Here is a 16,815-nt window from a genome sequence, read left to right as displayed (position 1 = left end):
AGAAGTTCCCCCAGAGCTGGATGAACGTGTAGATCATCACGACCGTCATGCCGGGCCCCATCAGCGGCAGCACGATCCGGGTCAGCGTCTGGATCATCGAGGCCCCGTCCGTCCACGCCGCCTCCTCCAGGACGGTCGGCACCCCGTCCATGAAGTTCTTCATCAGCCAGATGGAGAAGGGCAGTTGGGACGTCGCGAGAAAGAGCGCCGTGCCGTACATCGTGTCGACCAGGTTGACCTGGACGAACAGTCCGTACACCGGGACCATGATCGCGGTGATCGGCAGACACGTCGTGAACAGGATGGTCAGCAGATACGGGCGGCTGAACCGCGAGCGGTAGCGGGACAGCGGGTACGCCGCCAGCGCCGCGCACGTCACCGTCAGGAGCGTCGCACTGCCGCACAGCAACAGGCTGTTGAGCATCGGCGTGAACGTGATCTCGTCGGTGAGGACCGCGCCGAAGTTCTCCGTGGTCGGCGACGACGGCAGCCGTACCCGCAGGTCCGCCTCGGCGTCGACCGAGGACAGCACCAGCCACAGCAGCGGGAGCAGGAAGGCCGCGGCCACCACGACCAGCGCGGCGTCCGAGGCGAGCCGGACGCGAGTGGCGCGCTTCATCACACCTCCACCTTGAGCAGGCGCACATAGATGATCGAGAACAGCGCGCCCACGAGAAGCAGCAGCAGCGCGACCGCCGTGCCGTAACCGATCAGGCTCTTGAGGAACGCCTGGTCGTACATGAACACCGGCAGGGTCTGGCTCCGGTTGCCCGGCCCGCCGCGCGTCATCGCCCAGATCAGTCCGAAGACGGAGAGGGTGGAGAGCGTGTTGAGCATCAGATTGGTGCCGATGGACCGCCGGATCATCGGCAGCGTGATGTACCACAGCCGCCGTACCCCGTTCGCCCCGTCGACCTCCGCCGCCTCCGTGATCTCCTTAGGGATCTCGGACAGCGCGGCGGAGTAGATCAGCATGGAGAACGCCGTCCCCCGCCACACGTTGGCGAACGACACCGCCAGGATCGGCAGGGTGAACAGCCAGTTCTGGGACGGCAGATGGAGCCAGTCCAGGATGGCGTTCAGCGTCCCCTCGCGGCGGAAGAACGCGTACAGCAGGAAAGCCGCCACGATCTCCGGCAGCACCCACGCCGCGATCACGACGGCGCCCGTGACGGTGCGCACGGGCCGGGACGCGGCCCGCATCAGGCCGGCCAGCGCCAGCCCGATGGTGTTCTGGCCGACGATCGACGACACGAACGTGAAGACGAGCGTCAGCCAGACCGCGTTACGGAAGTTGTCGTCCGAGAAGGCCCGCCGGAAGTTGTCCAGGCCGACGAAGTCCGAGGTGGACGAGCCGGTCAACTGCGTGTTGGTGAAGGCGATCCAGACGCAGTAGCCGATCGGCCCCGCGAGGAACAGGAGCAGCAGCACGGTCGCGGGGGCCAGCGGCAGCCAGCGCAACGGGCGCGCCTTGCGTCCGTTACGGCCGTCGGAGCCCTTGCCCTCGCGACCTCCGGCCGGCACCGCGCTCACGGCGCCGCCGCCGTCACCGCCGCCGGGGCAGGTTCCGCCGGGGGCGCGTGCGCCGTGGTGCTCACTTCTCGACCACCGCGCCCTCGGCGATGGTCTTCAACTGCTCGTCGTACGCCTTCGCCGCTTCCGCCGCGGACGAGTCACCCGTCGTCACCGACTCCATCGCCTCGCCGATGGCGGACGAGACCTGCGGGTAAACGGGCAGCGCGGGACGGTAGTTGGTCACCTCGACGAGCTTGGTGAAGAAGTCGATACCGGGCATCGACTTCAGATACCTCGGATCGGCCGCCACATCCTTGCGGACGGCGATCTGCGCGCCGACGACATCCCACTCGACGGCGTTCTCCTTCGTCTGCTGCGTCTTGATGAACTCGAAGGCCAGCTCCGGGTTCTTGGACTTCTGCGGGATCGACCACGCCCACCCGCCGGACATCGACACACTGCCGGGCGCCTGCCCGTTCTGCGTCGGCATCGGCGTCTGGGCCAGCTCGGTGGACCACTCGGGCCACTCCTTGGGGCCCTTGTTGATCCAGTTCTGTCCCATCCAGGACCCGTCGAGGGAGATCGCCAGTTTGCCCTCGGGGAAGAACTCGGTCGCGACGCGCGTACCGATGTTGGGGTCGAGCGCGTCGGAGACGTCGGGCCCCAACTTCTCGGAGTACACGGTCCGTACGAAGTCGAGCGCGTCCGTGAAGCCCTCGTTGCCCGCCACCCACTTCTTCGACGCCGGGTCGTAGAGCGGGTCCGCGCCCGTGCCGTACAGCAGCATCTCGAAGCCCTGCATCACGGCGGCCTCGCCGGGTGCCTTGCCGGTGTAGACGTTGAGCGGGATCGCGTCCGGGACCTCGCGCTTGACCGTGCGCGCCGCGTCCAGGACCTCCGCCCAGTTCTCGGGCCGCCAGTCGGCGGGCAGCCCCGCGTCGGCGAAGATCTTCTTGTTGAACCAGAGGCCGCGGGTGTCGGTGCCGTCCGGGACGCCGTACGTCTTGCCGTCCTCCGCCTTCGCGGCCGACTTCGCCGTGTCGACGAACTGGTCCCAGGCGTCCCACTTGTTCAGATACTCGTCCAGCGGGCGCAGATAGCCGGCCTTGATGTCGGAGTTGATGCGGAAGGTGTCCTCGTAGACCACGTCGGGCGCGGTCTTCGGGGAGCGCATCATCTGCTGCGCCTTGGTGGCGTAGTCGTTGTCCGGGGCCTGAATCGGGATCAGTTCGACCTTCTTGCCCGGATTGGCCTTCTCGAACTGCTTCTTCACGGACTCCAGATAGGTGTCCTTGAAGCGGATCTTGTTGTCCGTCGATCTGTTGTAGGCCACCTTGATGGTGTCCGGATCACTGCCGGACCCGCCGCCGCACGCGGTGAGCGCACCGGCGGTCAGGACCGTGACGAGGATGAGTGGGGCGGTGGGGCGCACGGGCACGACCTCCTCTTTCAGCCGCGAAGGGCTGCCCGGCGACCGTAGGACCGGGTCAATCTCAAGGTCAATCCCCGTGCACCGCCCGGTGCACCGCTCCGTGTGCCGCCCGGTGCGCCGCTCACCCCGTCCTGGGCACGAGCGGGCCGACCTCGGCGGCCGTGAAACGTACGAAGCCCTCCGGGTCCGGTTCGTCGGGCGTCGGCTGGAGGACCACGGTGTCCGCCCCGGCCTCCACCAGCGCCCGCACGGCCTCCGCGACGGCGGCGGCCGGGCCCGCGACGCCGTGCGGCAGGCCGGTCGCGTCCAGTTCGGCCCGCAGCCGCTCGGCGCCGCCAGGACCGGTCGCCGTGTGCAGGTAGACGACCACCGGGTGATGGCCGGTGCGTCCGGCCGACTCCCGCCCCTCCGCGATGAGTTGGCGCGAGCGGCGTACCTCGTCGGGCGACGTGCCGCCGGTCAGGATCGTGCCGTCGGCGGCCTCGCCCGTCAGCCGCATCGTGCGCGGTCCGGTGGCCCCGGCGAACACGGCGGGCGGCGCGGGGACGGTGGACGGCGGCCATTCGAGGGCGACGGCGTCCAGCTTCACGTAACGCCCGTCCGTGGTCACCCGCTCGCCCGCCAGCAGCGCGCGCAGCGCCACCAGGTGCTCGCGCAGCAGCGTCACGGGCGACTCGACGCGCGTACCGGTCTGCGCCATCCAGTCCTGGACGCCGTGCCCGATCCCGAGGATCGGCCGCCCCGGGAACAGCCGGTGCAGGGTGGCGGCCTCCATCGCCGTCAGCGCGACGTTGCGCAGGGGTACGGGGAGCAGACCCACGCCGACGCGCAGCCGCTCCGTCCAGGCCAGGGCGGCGGAGGCACTGGCGATACCGCTCTCCAGGAAGCAGTCCTCCCAGAGCCACAGCTCGTCCAGGCCGGCGTCGTCCGCGGTGCGGGCGATGTCGCGGAGCCGTTCGGGGGGCAGTTGGGGGCGGAACACGGCGCCGAGAACAGTCATACGGGCATTCTTCACGGCGGGGCGCGGCCGTGACCACCGGATTGACCGGCAGCCGCGAGCGACTCCACGCCGCCGGGGCTGCGTGCCACCGGGGCCGCACGCCGCCGACTCCACGCCGCCGACTCCACGCCGCCGACTCCACGCCGCCGGGGCTCCGTGCCACCGGGGCTCCTTGCTACCGGGTGGAGACGATCCACCGGTACTGCAACTCCGGGCGCCCGACCTGGCCGTACTGGGGACTGCGGCCCGCCTGCCCGCAGCCGACCAGATGCTCCAGATAGCGGCGCGCGGTGATCCGGGAGATACCGAGCCCGGCCGCCGCCTCCGTGGCGGTCAGCCCCTCCCGCGCGTCGCGCAGCGCACGCGTCACCGACTCCAGCGTCGGCCCGCTGAGCCCCTTCGGCAGCGACGCGGGCTGCGGCGCCCGCAGTGCGCCGAGCGCCCGGTCCACCTCGTCCTGCCCGCTGGCCTCACCGGCGGCGGCACGGAACTCGGCGTAACGGCTCAGCCTGTCGCGCAGCGTGGCGAAGGCGAACGGCTTCAGTACGTACTGCACCACCCCCAGCGACACCCCTTCGCGTACGACGGTGAGATCGCGCGCCGACGTGACGGCGATGACGTCCGCGTGGTGACCGGCGGCCCGCAGACTGCGCAGCAGATGGAGCCCGTGCCCGTCCGGCAGATACAGGTCGAGGAGGATCAGGTCGATGTCCGTACGCTCCAGGACGCGGCCGGCCTCCACCCGCGAGTGGGCGACCCCGGCCACCTCGAAGCCCGGCACGCGGCCCACGTACAGCTGATGGGCGTCGGCGGCGACGGGGTCGTCCTCGACGACGAGCACGCGAATGGGGCGGGGTCCCCTGTCCGTGGTTCCGGTCATGATCTGCCGCGCTCCCCACCGTCGGTCGTGGCACCGGCCATCGGCTGCGCCGCCCGGTCCGTCGCTTTCCCCGCGCCGCTGTCGCCGCCCGCGGACTCCCCGCCCGCGAGGGCCCCACCCACGAGCGCCCCGTCGCGCGGGCCCAGCGGCAGCCGTACGGTGAACTCCGCCCCGCCGGCCCGCCCCGGTGTCAGCTCCACCGTGCCGTGCGCCCGGTGCACCGCCTGGCGTACGAGTGCCAGCCCGAGCCCGCGTCCCGCGCCCCTGGTCGACCAGCCGCGCCGGAACACCTCCTCGATGTCACCGGGCGCGACGCCCGGCCCCGTGTCCCGTACGCGCAGCAGCAGCTCGCGGTCCTCGACCAGCGCGGTGACCGTGACCCGCGCGCCGTCCGTGCCCTGGGCGGCGTCCATCGCGTTGTCGATCAGATTCCCCAGCACGGTGACCAGATCGCGCGCGGCGAGCGACGACGGCAGCACCCCGTCGTCTATGCGGCTGTCCTCCGCCAGCACCAGCTCCACGCCCCGCTCGTTCGCCTGCGCCGCCTTCCCCAGCAGCAGCGCCGCCAGCACCGGCTCGGCCACCGCGCCGACGACCCGGTCCGTGAGCGCCTGCGCCAGTTCCAGCTCCGCCGTGGCGAACTCCACCGCCTCGTCGACCCGGCCCATCTCGATCAGCGACACGACCGTGTGCAGCCGGTTCGCCGCCTCGTGCGCCTGCGAGCGAAGGGCCTGTGTGAAGCCGCGCTCCGAGTCCAACTCGCCCGACAGTGCTTGGAGTTCGGTGTGGTCCCGGAGCGTCGCGACCGTACCGCGCCGCTCACCGCCGATCACCGGGCGGGTGCTGACGACCACGATCCGGTCGGCCGTCATATGGACCTCGTCCACGCGCGGCTCGGAGGCGAGAAGCGCGCCGACGAGCGGGGCGGGCAGCCCGAGCTCGTCGATGTTCCGGCCCACGGCGCTGTCGTCCAGACCGAGGAGTTCCTGCCCGCCGTCGTTGATCAGCGCGATCCTGCGCCGCCAGTCCAGCATCAGCAGTCCCTCGCGCACGGCGTGCAGCGCGGCCTCGTGGTAGTCGTGCATCCGGCTCAGCTCGCCCGCGTTCATCCCGTGGGTGTGCCGGCGCAGCCGCGCGTTGATGACATAGGTGCCCACACCGCCCAGCGCGAGGGCGCCCCCGGCCGCCAGCGCCAGGACCCGCACCTGCTTCTCCAACTGGCTGGAGATCCGGTCCACGGTGATGCCGACGCTGATCAGCCCGGTGATCCGCCCGTCGTCCTTGATGGGGGTCACCACCCGTGTGGAGGGGCCGAGCGTGCCCGTGTAGGTCTCCGTGAAGGTCTTGCCGAGCAGCGCGGGCCGCGTCGTACCGATGAAGGGCAGCCCGATCAGCTGGGGGTCCGGGTGCGTCCAGCGCGTCCCGTCCGGCTTCATGATCGTCACGAAGTCCACGCCGGTGTCGACCCGTACGTGCTCCGCGTAGGGCTGGAGCGTGGCGGACGGGTCGTCGGACCTGATGGCCTCCCGTACGGAGGGGGAGTCGGCCATCGCGCGCGCCGTGGCCGTCACCTGGCGCTCCGCGGTCTCCTCGGCCTGCGCCCGGCCGGTGAAGTACGCGAACAGCGCGCATCCGGCCACGACAGCCGCGACCAGCACGACCTGCATCGCGAAGAGCTGGCCCGCGAGGCTGCGGGGACGGGGTAGCTGCATGACATAAGTCTGCCTGGCCGAAATCGTATGAACGAAATGCACGTAAGGGTGACCCGCGTCACAGGCTGAGCCATAGTCGCCGGGACCCCCTCGGGACGGGAGGGTCGCGTAGGGACAAACGAGTCAAGGAGGACCCGTGGCCGCTACTCGGGACCGTACCCATTATCTGTATCTGGCCGTGATCGCCGCAGTGATTCTCGGAATCACGGTCGGATTCGCTGCCCCGGGGGTGGCCGTCGAGCTGAAGCCCATCGGGACCGGCTTCGTCAACCTCATCAAGATGATGATCTCCCCGATCATCTTCTGCACCATCGTGCTCGGCGTCGGATCCGTCCGCAAGGCCGCCAAGGTCGGCGCCGTCGGCGGTCTGGCCCTGGGCTACTTCATGGTCATGTCGACCGTGGCGCTGGCCATCGGCCTCGTCGTCGGCAACATCCTGGAGCCGGGCGCCGGCCTGCACATCACCGAGGCCACGGCGGACGCCGGGGCCGCTCAGGTGGCCGGCGACGCCGAGACCACCGCCGAGTTCCTGGTCGGCATCATCCCGACCACGCTCGTCTCCGCCTTCACCGAGGGCGAGGTGCTCCAGACGCTGCTCGTCGCGCTGCTGGCCGGCTTCGCGCTCCAGGCGATGGGCTCCACCGGCGAGCCGATCCTGCGCGGCATCGGACACATCCAGCGCCTGGTCTTCCGCATCCTCGCGATGATCATGTGGGCGGCCCCGGTCGGCGCCTTCGGCGCGATCGCGGCGGTGGTCGGCGAGACCGGCATGGACGCGCTGAAGTCGCTGGCGGTCATCATGATCGGCTTCTACATCACCTGCGCGCTGTTCGTCTTCGTCATCCTCGGCGCGCTGCTCAAGGTCATCACCGGCATCAACATCTTCTCGCTGCTGAAGTACCTGGCGCGCGAGTTCCTGCTGATCCTGTCCACCTCGTCGTCGGAGTCGGCCCTGCCGCGTCTGATCGCGAAGATGGAGCACCTGGGTGTCAGCAAGCCCGTCGTCGGCATCACCGTGCCGACCGGTTACTCCTTCAACCTCGACGGCACCGCGATCTACCTCACGATGGCGTCGCTCTTCATCGCCGAGGCGATGGGCGACCCGCTCGCCATCGGTGAGCAGATCGGGCTCCTCATCTTCATGATCATCGCGTCGAAGGGTGCGGCGGGCGTCACCGGCGCCGGCCTGGCGACCCTGGCGGGCGGCCTTCAGTCGCACCGGCCCGAACTGGTCGACGGCGTCGGCCTGATCGTCGGCATCGACCGCTTCATGAGCGAGGCGCGCGCCCTGACGAACTTCGCGGGCAACGCGGTCGCGACGGTCCTCGTCGGTACGTGGACGAAGGAGATCGACCGGGCCCGGGTGGACGAGGTGCTGGCCGGGCGGCTTCCGTTCGACGAGAAGATGCTGGTCGACGACCACGCGTCGGCCGGCGGCGACGGCGAGGGGCCCAGCCTCACGAAGGACTCCGACGGACCGTCGGACGGTTCCTCGGCCGTACCGGAGGCGCGCGACGCGGACGGGACGCCGGCGAAGGTCTGACGCGAGCCGTTCGACGGTTCGACGGTTCGACCGTTTGACCGCTCGACTGCTCCACGGTTCGACCGCTTGACCGTTTGACCGCTTGACCCAGGCCGGGGGTTGATCCCCCTTCCCCCGGCCCTACGAATGACCGGCCCGTACGGAGACGTCCGTACGGGCCGGTCACTTGTCCGTGCGGCTCAACGGGACGCTCAGCCGTACGGGATCCGGACCACCGACTGGTTGCCGATGCCGAGCGTGCTGGCACCGTTGCCGATGGCGTTCCAGACCTCGATCCGCACCTTGCCGTTGACCAGGTCGCCGTGCGAACCGGTCGACGCCTTCAGCCCCTTGGCCTGCGTGTAGTGCTCGAAACCGGGTGCCGGGTCCGTCGCGAAGTAGTGGTACGTCTCCGTACGGTCCCAGCTGCCGTCGCCCGTACGGTCGTAACTCACCCGCACCTGCTGGCCGTTGGCCACCGTCGTACCCGCGTCGACGAAGAGGTCGAACTGTGTGGCCCCGCCGTTGTAGGCGCGGGTGATCCCGCCGGAGGTGAAGACCTGCGGGTTGTAGGGCTCCCCGTCGCGGTTGCCGCCGCCCGCCGATGTGAGCGTGGCGTTCGCTCCCGACCCGGTGGCGTCACCGAGGCCGCCGCCGGTGCGGGCGTACAACTGCGAGGAGCCGGAAGGCGGATCGGTCGGTGGATCGGTGGGCGGGTCGGTCGGCGGATCCGTCGGGCCGGAGCCGCCGCGGGTCCAGACACCGACGTAGTCGACGAGCATCGGCCGCCCCGGCACGGTGGCCGGCGTCGGTGTCGGACCGCCGAGCGCGTCGGGGAACGCGCCGCCGATCGCGACGTTGAGCAGGATGAAGTACCCCGCGTGCTGCGTCATGTTGGCCCAGGTCGTCGCGTCCAACTGGGCCTGCGTGACGGTGTGGTAGAGCTGGTCGTCCACGTACCAGCGCAGCGCGTTGGGCGAGCTGGAACGGTCCCACTCGAAGCGGTACGTGTGGAAGGCCGACTGGCAACTCGACCCGGGACAGGCGCGGTTGGCCGCGATGCCGGTGGTCTCGTTGCAGGGGCCGCCCGGGTTCACGCCGCAGTGCAGCACGGCCCAGACGGAGTTGATCCCGTTGACGTTCTCCATGATGTCGAACTCGCCGATGGCGGGCCAGTTCCAGTAGTTGCCGCGGTAGGGCGCGCCGAGGGCCCAGAAGGCGGGCCAGTAGCCGGCCGCGGCGGCGCCGGTCACGTTCGGCATCTGAATCCGGCCCTCGATGCGCAGGGTGCCGCCGGCCGGAGCCTTGAAGTCGGCGCGCTTCGTCTCGACGCGCGCGGACGTCCAGTTGCCCGCCCCGTCCCTGAGCGGGGTGATCTTCAGGTTCCCGCTGCCGTCGAGGCTCAGGTTCTGGGCGTCGGCGGTGTAGTTCTGGATCTCGCCGGTGCCCCAGTTGCCCGGACCGCCGGGGTAGCCGTGCCCGGTGTCCACCTGCCAGTTGGCGGCGGACGGCGGGGCGCCGTTCCCGCCGTTGAAGTCGTCGCTCCACTGGAGGTTCCAGCCGGGCGCGGGCGGTACGTCGCCCCGGGCGGTGCCGGCGCTCGTCAGCCCGACGAATCCGGCGACGGCGACGGACATCGCGAGGAAGGCGGCGATCAGGGGGGTGCGGGGGGTGCGGGGTCTGTTTCCGGTGCGGCTCGTTCTCAAGGAACACCTCCGTCGTGGATGGTGCCGAGATGTGTCTGCGAGAGGTTGAGAGCGCTCTCATCTGTTGTTTAGATGAACCCCGAGGACCCGTCAATGACCTGAACGCGTTGAATTCCTGAAGCCTTCGCGGGCCGCCGGCCTACCGCTCGCCGGAGCGACCGCGGGCGTAGAGGGCGGCGACGGCCCGCGTGACCGTGGCGAGCGTCCGCATGTATTCGTACGCGTGCGGCGGCGGGGTCCCGGCGTCCGGCCGGCCGCGCCGGTCGAGCAGCCGGTACGCGGTCCGGTGCAGCTCCCGGACGGGCGCGCTGTCCGTGTCGCCGAGATCCTCCAGCAGCAACAGGCTCAACTGGCCCTGGAGTTGACGCGTCGTCGCGTCCACCCAGGACCGCTCGGGGAGGGCGAGCCCGCGGGCGAGGGCGTGCTCGACGGTACGGGAGATCGTCACCAGATCGACGGGCGGCGCCACATCACCGGACTCGCTCATCGGGCCTCCCGCCTGTGGGGAGTTGTACGGCTCCGAGGGCCATCCTCACTCATGTTCCCCCGCCGCGAGTGTGAACCGCGGGCAGCGCGGGGCCGGTGTCGGCGGGGCTCGTGCACAGCAGGCGGGGGTCCGGTACGCGCGTGGCCACGGGCGCCGCGGGCGACGGCACCAGGGCCACCCCCGCCGAGCACGCCCGCGACCTCGCGGGTGCCGCGCGGCTGCTCGGCGCCACCGACGAGGACGCGCCGGCCGCGATCCGGCACGCCCTCGCGACGGCGGAGGCACCTCGGCCGTTGCCTTGACGCCGACGTCAAGGATTACCGTCGGGGACATGCGCATCGGCGAGCTGGCGGAGCGGGCGGGGACCAGTACCCGCACTCTGCGTTACTACGAGTCCCGCGGGCTGCTGCCCGCCCGGCGTGCGGGGAACGGCTACCGCACCTACGACGACGACGATCTGCGGCTGATCCAGCAGATCCGGACCCTCCAGCACTTCGGGTTCGATCTGGAGCAGACACGCCCGTTCGTGGAGTGTCTGCGTGCCGGGCATCCGGCCGGGGACTCCTGCCCCGCCTCGCTCGACGTGTACCGCGGCAAGCTCGCCGAGCTGGACGAGCTGATCGGCCGGCTCGGCTCGATCCGCGCCCAGGTCGGCGAACACCTCGCGCAGGCCGAAGCTGCCCAGGTCAAGGCCGCCGAGCCCGAGCCGTTGTGCGAGCTGACCATCCACCCGCTCCGAGAGGGAGAAGGCGCATGATCCAGGCAGAGGGCGTCGCCGCGGTGACGGACGCGAGCTTCGAGGACGAGGTACTGAAGGCCGAACTTCCGGTGCTGGTGGAGTTCACCGCGGACTGGTGCCCGCCGTGCCGCCAGCTCGCGCCGGTGCTCAGCGCCGTGGCTGCCGAGGAGGCGGCGCGGCTGAAGGTCGTACAGCTGGACGTGGACACGAATCCGGAGACGATGAACCGGTACGGCGTCCTCGCGATGCCGACCCTGCTGGTGTTCCGCGCCGGCGAGCCGGTGAAGTCGATGGTCGGCGCCCGGCCCAAGCGCCGGCTGCTCCAGGAGCTCGAAGACGTCATCTGACGCCGACCGGAACGGCCCCGCGCACAAAAATACCCCGGCACCGAATTGACGGCCGGGGTATTGCTCTGCGTATATTGGGTGTTTCGACTTTCCTACTTTTCGAAAGTCGAAATCAACTCACAAGGCAAAGCGTATCGGACAGGGGCTGAATTGTCAACCGCGGAATTGCAGGACGAACAGCAATTCGTCTCGCTCCTCCATGAGCGTCTCGATGCGCTCAGGGAGCAGGCCGAAGCCGCCGTGCGCACGTCGATCGGGCAGGTCAGCACCGGTCGGCAGGCCATGGTGGAGCGGGACATCCGGGTCGCCGAGCACTCCGGCACCGTCACCACGCTGAATGCCGTGGAGACCGGGCTCTGTTTCGGCCGTATCGATCTCACCGACGGCGTCACCCATCACATCGGCCGAATCGGAATGCGGCAGGACGACGCGGAACGCACCCCGCTGCTCATCGACTGGCGCGCTCCCGTGGCCCGTCCTTTCTATCTCGCCACCGGCTATTCCACGATGGGTCTGCGCCGCCGCCGCCACATCACCACCGAGGGCCGGCGCGTCACCGCGCTCCACGACGAGATCATGGATCTCTCCGACACCACCCGCACCGGGTACGAGGACCCGGACGGCGACGCCGTACTGCTCGCCGCGCTCGACTCGGCCCGCACCGGCCGGATGACCGACATCGTGCGGACCATCCAGGCCGAGCAGGACCGCATCATCCGCGCGCCGCACCGCGGCGTGCTCGTCGTGGAAGGCGGGCCCGGCACCGGGAAGACCGCCGTCGCGCTGCACCGGGCCGCGTATCTTCTGTACGCGCACCGCGAGCAGCTGGCCAGGCGGGCCGTGCTGATCGTCGGTCCCAACCCGGCCTTCCTCGGATACATCGGCGAGGTGCTGCCCTCCCTCGGCGAGACCGGCGTGCTCCTGGCGACGGTCGGCGAACTCTTCCCCGGCGTACGGGCGACCGCGACCGACACCCCGGCCGCCGCAGCCGTCAAGGGGCGCGCCGAGATGGCGGGCGTGCTGGCCGCCGCGCTGCGCGACCGCCAGCAGGTGCCCGATCCGCACATCGAGATCGAGCACGACGACGGAACGCTCTACCTGGACCGGGCGATGGCGGAGGACGCGCGCGCCCGCGCCCGCGACGTCGGCCTCCCGCACAATCTCGCCCGGCCGCACTTCGCGTTCTCCGTCATCGACTCCCTCACCGAGCAGCTCACCGAGCGGCTCGGCGCCGACCCGTACGGCGGCCCGAACCTCCTCGACGCCACCGATGTCGCTCAGCTCGGCAAGGCGATCGCCACCAGCCCGGCGGTGCAGTCCGCGATCGACGAGCTGTGGCCCACCCTCACCCCCCAGGACCTCATCGCCGACTACCTGGCCGAGCCCGGCCATCTCCCCGACGGAGACGGCGAGTTGATCCGTCGTCGGATCAGCGACGCCGACCACTGGACCGCCGCCGACGTCCCTCTCCTCGACGAGGCCGCGGAGCTGCTGGGCGAGGACGACGCCGCCGCGCGGGCCGCCGCCGAGGCCGAGCGGCGCGAGCGGATCGAGTACGCGCAGGGGGTGCTGGAGCTGAGTTACGGCTCCCGCACCTACGAGTTCGAGGACAAGGAAGAGGAGGAGTCGGAGGTCCTGCTCGCGCACGACCTCATCGACGCCGAACGCCTCGCCGAACGGCAGGAGGAGGCCGACACCCGCAGCGCCGCCGAGCGCGCCGCCGCCGACCGCACCTGGGCGTTCGGCCACATCGTGGTGGACGAGGCGCAGGAACTGTCCGCGATGGCCTGGCGGTTGTTGATGCGCCGCTGCCCGGCCCGCTCCATGACGCTGGTCGGCGACCCGGCGCAGACCGGGGACGTGGCCGGCTGCGACTCGTGGCGGCAGATCCTGCGGCCGTACGTCGGCGACCGCTGGGAGCATGTACGGCTCGGCGTCAACTACCGTACGCCCGCCGAGATCATGGCCGTGGCCGCCGAGGTCAGGCGGCTGGAGGACCCGGCGTTCGAGCCGCCGAGTTCGGTCCGCTCGACGGGAGTCGGGCCGTGGGTACGGGAGGTGAAGCCGGACGACCTCGTCCGTACGGCGGCCGCGAGCGCCCTCGCACACGCGGCCTCGCACGCGGCGGAGCACGGCGCCGACGGACGGCTCGCGGTGATCGCCCCCGCCGCGCTGCTGCCCGCGCTCGCCGCCGAACTCCCCGACGCCTCCTGGGGAGTCGCCCCCGATCTCACCCGGCCGGTCGTCCTGCTCGACCCCCGGCAGGCGAAGGGCCTGGAGTTCGACACGGTGATCGTCGTCGATCCGGAGGCCGTCCTGGACGGCTCACCGCGCGGCGCCAACGACCTGTACGTGGCGCTGACCCGCGCGACGCAGCGACTCGGCATCGTACGGAATGTCACCGTCCGGCCCCGGCTCGCGTACGAGAGCGCCACCGAGGGGCCCACGGGGTCGTGAACCCCGCCCCCGGGCGGGCACGGTCGTCATGTCCACAACGGGGGAGACATGCGCCGTACGAGAAGCCGCGGGAAGCGCGGACGCGGCGTCCCCGCCACGGTGGCGGGGACGCTCGCCGTGGCGGCGACGGTCGTCGCGCTGGTGCTGTCCGCGCAGAACGGGGCGGGATGTGACACGTCCCCGGGCACCCGGCTGAGCACACGTTGCTGAGCCGGGCGGCCGGGGAACTCGGCCCGCCCGGCGTCGTCGTCCACGATGCCGCGCCCGTCCGCGCGCCCGGGGCGGCCGGGAGTACGAGGCCCACCGCACCGGCGCTTGAGGACGAACCGGTCACACCGGCTTCAGCCACAGCGTCGCCAGCGGCGGCAGCGTCAGCTGGATGCTTGCCGGGCGGCCGTGCGCCGGGGTCGCGTCCGGCTTGAGGGTGTCCAGGTTGAACACGTCCCCGCCGCCGTAGCGACCCGCGTCGGTGTTGATGACCTCCGTCCAGCCCGAGATGCCCTCCGGCACCCCGATGCGGTACTGATGCCGCACCACCGGAGAGAAGTTGGAGACGGCGAGCAGCGGCGTGCCCTGCGCGTCGAGGCGCAGGAACGCGAACACGTTGTCCTCCCCGGCGTCCCCCTCCACCCAGGAGAAACCCGCGGGGTCGGTGTCGCGCTGCCAGAGCGCCGGGGTCCGGCCGTAGACCGTGTTCAGGTCGCGCACCAGGTCCCGTACGCCGCGGTGGTCGGCCTCCGCCTCGTACGACGGGTCCAGCAGCCACCAGTCCGGGCCGTGGGCCTCCGACCATTCGGCGCCCTGGGCGAACTCCTGCCCCATGAAGAGGAGTTGCTTGCCGGGATGGGCCCACATGTAGCCGAGATACGCCCGGTGGTTGGCGCGCTGCTGCCACCAGTCGCCGGGCATCTTGGAGACCAACGACCGCTTGCCGTGGACGACTTCGTCGTGCGAGATCGGCAGGACGTAGTTCTCGCTGTACGCGTAGACCATCGAGAACGTCATCTCGCCGTGGTGGTACTTGCGGTGCACCGGCTCCTTGGAGACATAGTCCAGGGAGTCGTGCATCCAGCCCATGTTCCACTTCAGACCGAAGCCGAGACCGCCGAAGCCGCCGGGCCCGATGTGGTGCGTGGCGCGGGTGACGCCGTCCCAGGCCGTGGACTCCTCGGCGATCGTGACGACACCGGGACAGCGGCGGTAGACGGTCGCGTTCATCTCCTGGAGGAAGGCGACGGCGTCCAGATTCTCCCGGCCGCCGTGCTCGTTCGGCGTCCACTCACCGGCCTCACGCGAGTAGTCGAGGTAGAGCATCGACGCGACGGCGTCCACCCGCAGACCGTCGATATGGAACTCCTCGCACCAGTAAGTGGCGTTGGCGACAAGGAAGTTGCGCACCTCGGTGCGGCCGAAGTCGAACTCCAGCGTGCCCCAGTCGGGATGCTCCGCGCGCTGCGGGTCGGCGTGCTCGTACAGCGGCCTGCCGTCGAACTGGGCCAGCGCCCACTCGTCCTTCGGGAAGTGCGCCGGCACCCAGTCCACGATCACGCCGATGCCCGCGCGGTGCAGCGTGTCCACCAGGAAGCGGAAGTCGTCGGGCGTGCCCATGCGGGAGGTCGGGGCGTAGAAGCCGGTGACCTGGTAGCCCCAGGAACCGCCGAAGGGATGCTCGGCGACCGGCATCAGCTCGACATGCGTGAAGCCGAGATCCTTGACGTACGCCGGGAGCTGGAGAGCAAGCTGACGATACGTCAGGCCCGGTCGCCAGGAGGCGAGATGGACCTCGTAGATGGAGAGCGGCGCCTCGTGCACCGGCAGATCGCCGCGGTGCGCCATCCACTCCTCGTCGTGCCACACGTGGTGTGGCTCGGTGACGATCGACGCGGTCGACGGCGGCACCTCGGTGCGCCGGGCCATCGGGTCGGCGCGCAGGGTGTGCGACCCGTCGGGCCGGGTGATGTCGAACTTGTAGAGCGCGCCCTCGCCGACACCGGGCACGAACAGCTCCCACACGCCCGTCGAGCCGAGCGAGCGCATCGGGTAGACGGTGCCGTCCCAGTAGTTGAAGTCGCCCGACACCCGCACGCCCCGCGCGTTCGGCGCCCACACGGTGAAGCGGGTGCCCGTGACGCCCTGGTGCACCATGGGGCGGGCGCCGAGCGCCTGCCACAGCTCCTCGTGCCTGCCCTCGCCGATGAGATGCAGATCGAGATCGCCGAGCGTGGGCAGGAAGCGGTACGGGTCCTGCGTCTCCAGCTCGTCGACCTCGTCGGCGCTGCCTCCGCCCTCCTCGGGCGTGGCCCCGTAGCGCACCAGCAGCGAGTACTCGGGGACCTTGCGCCACGGCAGGACGCCGGAGAAGAAACCGTCCCCGTCGTCGTGCAGTTGGGCCCGCAGCCCCTTGGCGACGACCGTCACGGCCTTCGCGTACGGCCGCAGCGCACGGTAGACGACGCCCCCCTTGCCGGGGTGGGCACCGAGCACGCCGTGCGGGTCGTGGTGCGAGCCGCCGAGCAGCCGGTGCCGGTCGGACTCCGAGAGCGGTGGCGCGGGCCGTACGACATGGCCGCCGGACTCCTCGCGGGGCTTGGGGGCGGTGGGCTCCGGGGTGCCGCCGGCGGGCTTCGCGGCGACCGGCTTGGCGGCGACGGACTCCGGGGCGTCGGACTTCGCGGCGACCGGCTCCGCCCCGGGCGTCCGCGGCGCGGCGGCGTCGGACTTCGGCGGCTTCGGAGCCTTCTCCGACTTGCCCGTCCTGCCCGCCCTGCCGGTCGTGACGGCCTTCTCGCTCCTCGCGGCCTTCTCGGACTTCCCGGGCTTCGCCTCCTTCGCGAGGGGCGCCGCCGCCTCCGGCGTCGCCTTCGCCGGGGGCTCGTCCCGCTTGCGGCGCGCGCCGGCGGGCCTGGCCTCACCAGCGGGGGCCGGGACGCCGTTGGCGGGGAGGCGGGGCTGCGGCTCTGACGGATTCTCGGACGGCGGGCGGGCGGTCACGGGGGCTGCCTCCTCGGCGGGATGACG

General features: G+C 71.0%; 15 protein-coding genes. 6 read left to right on the top strand and 9 right to left on the bottom strand.

What is annotated here, in order from left to right; genetic code table 11:
• The 6 genes from P3L51_RS28395 to P3L51_RS28370 form a co-directional block, all read right to left on the bottom strand.
• Positions 1-619: carbohydrate ABC transporter permease (locus P3L51_RS28395; RefSeq protein ID WP_354608167.1), on the bottom strand; the 619-nt coding region annotated here is incomplete at its 3' end.
• Entirely contained in the window at positions 619-1,461 is an 843-nt protein-coding gene (locus P3L51_RS28390) for a carbohydrate ABC transporter permease (protein ID WP_354608169.1), read from the bottom strand. The genes P3L51_RS28395 and P3L51_RS28390, both read right to left, overlap by 1 nt.
• 133 nt (positions 1,462-1,594) lie before the next feature.
• The gene (locus tag P3L51_RS28385) at positions 1,595-2,947 is read right to left on the bottom strand and encodes an extracellular solute-binding protein (protein ID WP_354608166.1); all 1,353 of its coding nucleotides are present in this window, start codon (positions 2,945-2,947) and stop codon (positions 1,595-1,597) included.
• Positions 2,948-3,068: 121 nt separating this feature from the next.
• Entirely contained in the window at positions 3,069-3,947 is an 879-nt protein-coding gene (locus P3L51_RS28380) for an LLM class flavin-dependent oxidoreductase (protein WP_354608165.1), read from the bottom strand.
• Positions 3,948-4,122: 175 nt separating this feature from the next.
• The gene (locus tag P3L51_RS28375) at positions 4,123-4,827 is read right to left on the bottom strand and encodes a response regulator (RefSeq protein ID WP_354608164.1); all 705 of its coding nucleotides are present in this window, start codon (positions 4,825-4,827) and stop codon (positions 4,123-4,125) included.
• Positions 4,824-6,539, bottom strand: a complete 1,716-nt coding sequence (locus P3L51_RS28370) for a sensor histidine kinase (RefSeq protein ID WP_354608163.1) — start codon at positions 6,537-6,539, stop codon at positions 4,824-4,826. The genes P3L51_RS28375 and P3L51_RS28370 overlap by 4 nt, the downstream gene beginning before the upstream one ends.
• A 136-nt stretch (positions 6,540-6,675) precedes the next feature.
• On the opposite strand from P3L51_RS28370, the gene P3L51_RS28365 reads away from it, so the two are divergent.
• The gene (locus tag P3L51_RS28365; protein ID WP_354608162.1) at positions 6,676-8,082 is read left to right on the top strand and encodes a cation:dicarboxylate symporter family transporter; all 1,407 of its coding nucleotides are present in this window, start codon (positions 6,676-6,678) and stop codon (positions 8,080-8,082) included.
• A 191-nt stretch (positions 8,083-8,273) separates the two neighbouring features.
• On the opposite strand, the gene P3L51_RS28360 is transcribed toward P3L51_RS28365, so the two are convergent.
• Entirely contained in the window at positions 8,274-9,698 is a 1,425-nt protein-coding gene (locus P3L51_RS28360; protein WP_354608168.1) for a glycoside hydrolase family 16 protein, read from the bottom strand.
• Positions 9,699-9,906: 208 nt separating this feature from the next.
• Positions 9,907-10,254 carry a DUF6415 family natural product biosynthesis protein gene (locus P3L51_RS28355; RefSeq protein WP_354608161.1) on the bottom strand — a complete coding sequence of 116 codons (348 nt, stop codon included), beginning with the start codon at positions 10,252-10,254 and terminating at the stop codon, positions 9,907-9,909.
• Positions 10,255-10,394: 140 nt separating this feature from the next.
• Between P3L51_RS28355 and P3L51_RS28350 the strand changes: the two genes are divergently transcribed.
• The 5 genes from P3L51_RS28350 (at position 10,395) to P3L51_RS28330 (ending at position 14,007) form a co-directional block, all read left to right on the top strand.
• Complete coding sequence (locus P3L51_RS28350; protein ID WP_354608160.1) at positions 10,395-10,556, top strand: hypothetical protein; 162 nt, start codon at positions 10,395-10,397, stop codon at positions 10,554-10,556.
• A gap of 29 nt (positions 10,557-10,585) precedes the next feature.
• Entirely contained in the window at positions 10,586-11,011 is a 426-nt protein-coding gene (locus P3L51_RS28345) for a MerR family transcriptional regulator (RefSeq protein WP_354608159.1), read from the top strand.
• The gene (gene trxA, locus P3L51_RS28340; RefSeq protein ID WP_354608158.1) at positions 11,008-11,340 is read left to right on the top strand and encodes a thioredoxin; all 333 of its coding nucleotides are present in this window, start codon (positions 11,008-11,010) and stop codon (positions 11,338-11,340) included. The genes P3L51_RS28345 and trxA overlap by 4 nt, the downstream gene beginning before the upstream one ends.
• A 150-nt stretch (positions 11,341-11,490) precedes the next feature.
• Positions 11,491-13,797, top strand: coding sequence for a HelD family protein (locus tag P3L51_RS28335; protein ID WP_354608157.1), 2,307 nt, complete (start codon positions 11,491-11,493; stop codon positions 13,795-13,797).
• Positions 13,798-13,845: 48 nt separating this feature from the next.
• Positions 13,846-14,007: a hypothetical protein gene (locus P3L51_RS28330; RefSeq protein WP_354608156.1), complete on the top strand. Its 162-nt coding sequence runs from the start codon at positions 13,846-13,848 to the stop codon at positions 14,005-14,007.
• Between the two features lie 120 nt (positions 14,008-14,127).
• Here the strand turns inward: P3L51_RS28330 and glgB are convergent, their stop codons facing one another.
• Positions 14,128-16,788, bottom strand: coding sequence for a 1,4-alpha-glucan branching enzyme (gene glgB / locus P3L51_RS28325; RefSeq protein WP_354608155.1), 2,661 nt, complete (start codon positions 16,786-16,788; stop codon positions 14,128-14,130).
• Positions 16,789-16,815 lie beyond the last annotated feature (27 nt).

The sequence above is a fragment of the Streptomyces panacea genome (genome assembly GCF_040560175.1).
Lineage (GTDB): Bacteria > Actinomycetota > Actinomycetes > Streptomycetales > Streptomycetaceae > Streptomyces > Streptomyces panacea.
The sequence above is the reverse complement of the archived record's forward strand: the minus strand, read 5'-3'. Positions and strand labels throughout refer to the sequence as shown.

What these genes read in the sequence shown, in the direction of transcription:
- P3L51_RS28330 (WP_354608156.1), top strand. Translation starts at nt 13,846, where the DNA reads ATGCGCCGTACGAGAAGCCGCGGGAAGCGCGGACGCGGCGTCCCCGCC.
- P3L51_RS28355 (WP_354608161.1), bottom strand. Translation starts at nt 10,254, where the DNA reads ATGAGCGAGTCCGGTGATGTGGCGCCGCCCGTCGATCTGGTGACGATC.
- trxA (WP_354608158.1), top strand. Translation starts at nt 11,008, where the DNA reads ATGATCCAGGCAGAGGGCGTCGCCGCGGTGACGGACGCGAGCTTCGAG.
- P3L51_RS28370 (WP_354608163.1), bottom strand. Translation starts at nt 6,539, where the DNA reads ATGCAGCTACCCCGTCCCCGCAGCCTCGCGGGCCAGCTCTTCGCGATG.
- P3L51_RS28345 (WP_354608159.1), top strand. Translation starts at nt 10,586, where the DNA reads ATGCGCATCGGCGAGCTGGCGGAGCGGGCGGGGACCAGTACCCGCACT.
- P3L51_RS28380 (WP_354608165.1), bottom strand. Translation starts at nt 3,947, where the DNA reads ATGACTGTTCTCGGCGCCGTGTTCCGCCCCCAACTGCCCCCCGAACGG.
- P3L51_RS28360 (WP_354608168.1), bottom strand. Translation starts at nt 9,698, where the DNA reads ATGTCCGTCGCCGTCGCCGGATTCGTCGGGCTGACGAGCGCCGGCACC.
- P3L51_RS28375 (WP_354608164.1), bottom strand. Translation starts at nt 4,827, where the DNA reads ATGACCGGAACCACGGACAGGGGACCCCGCCCCATTCGCGTGCTCGTC.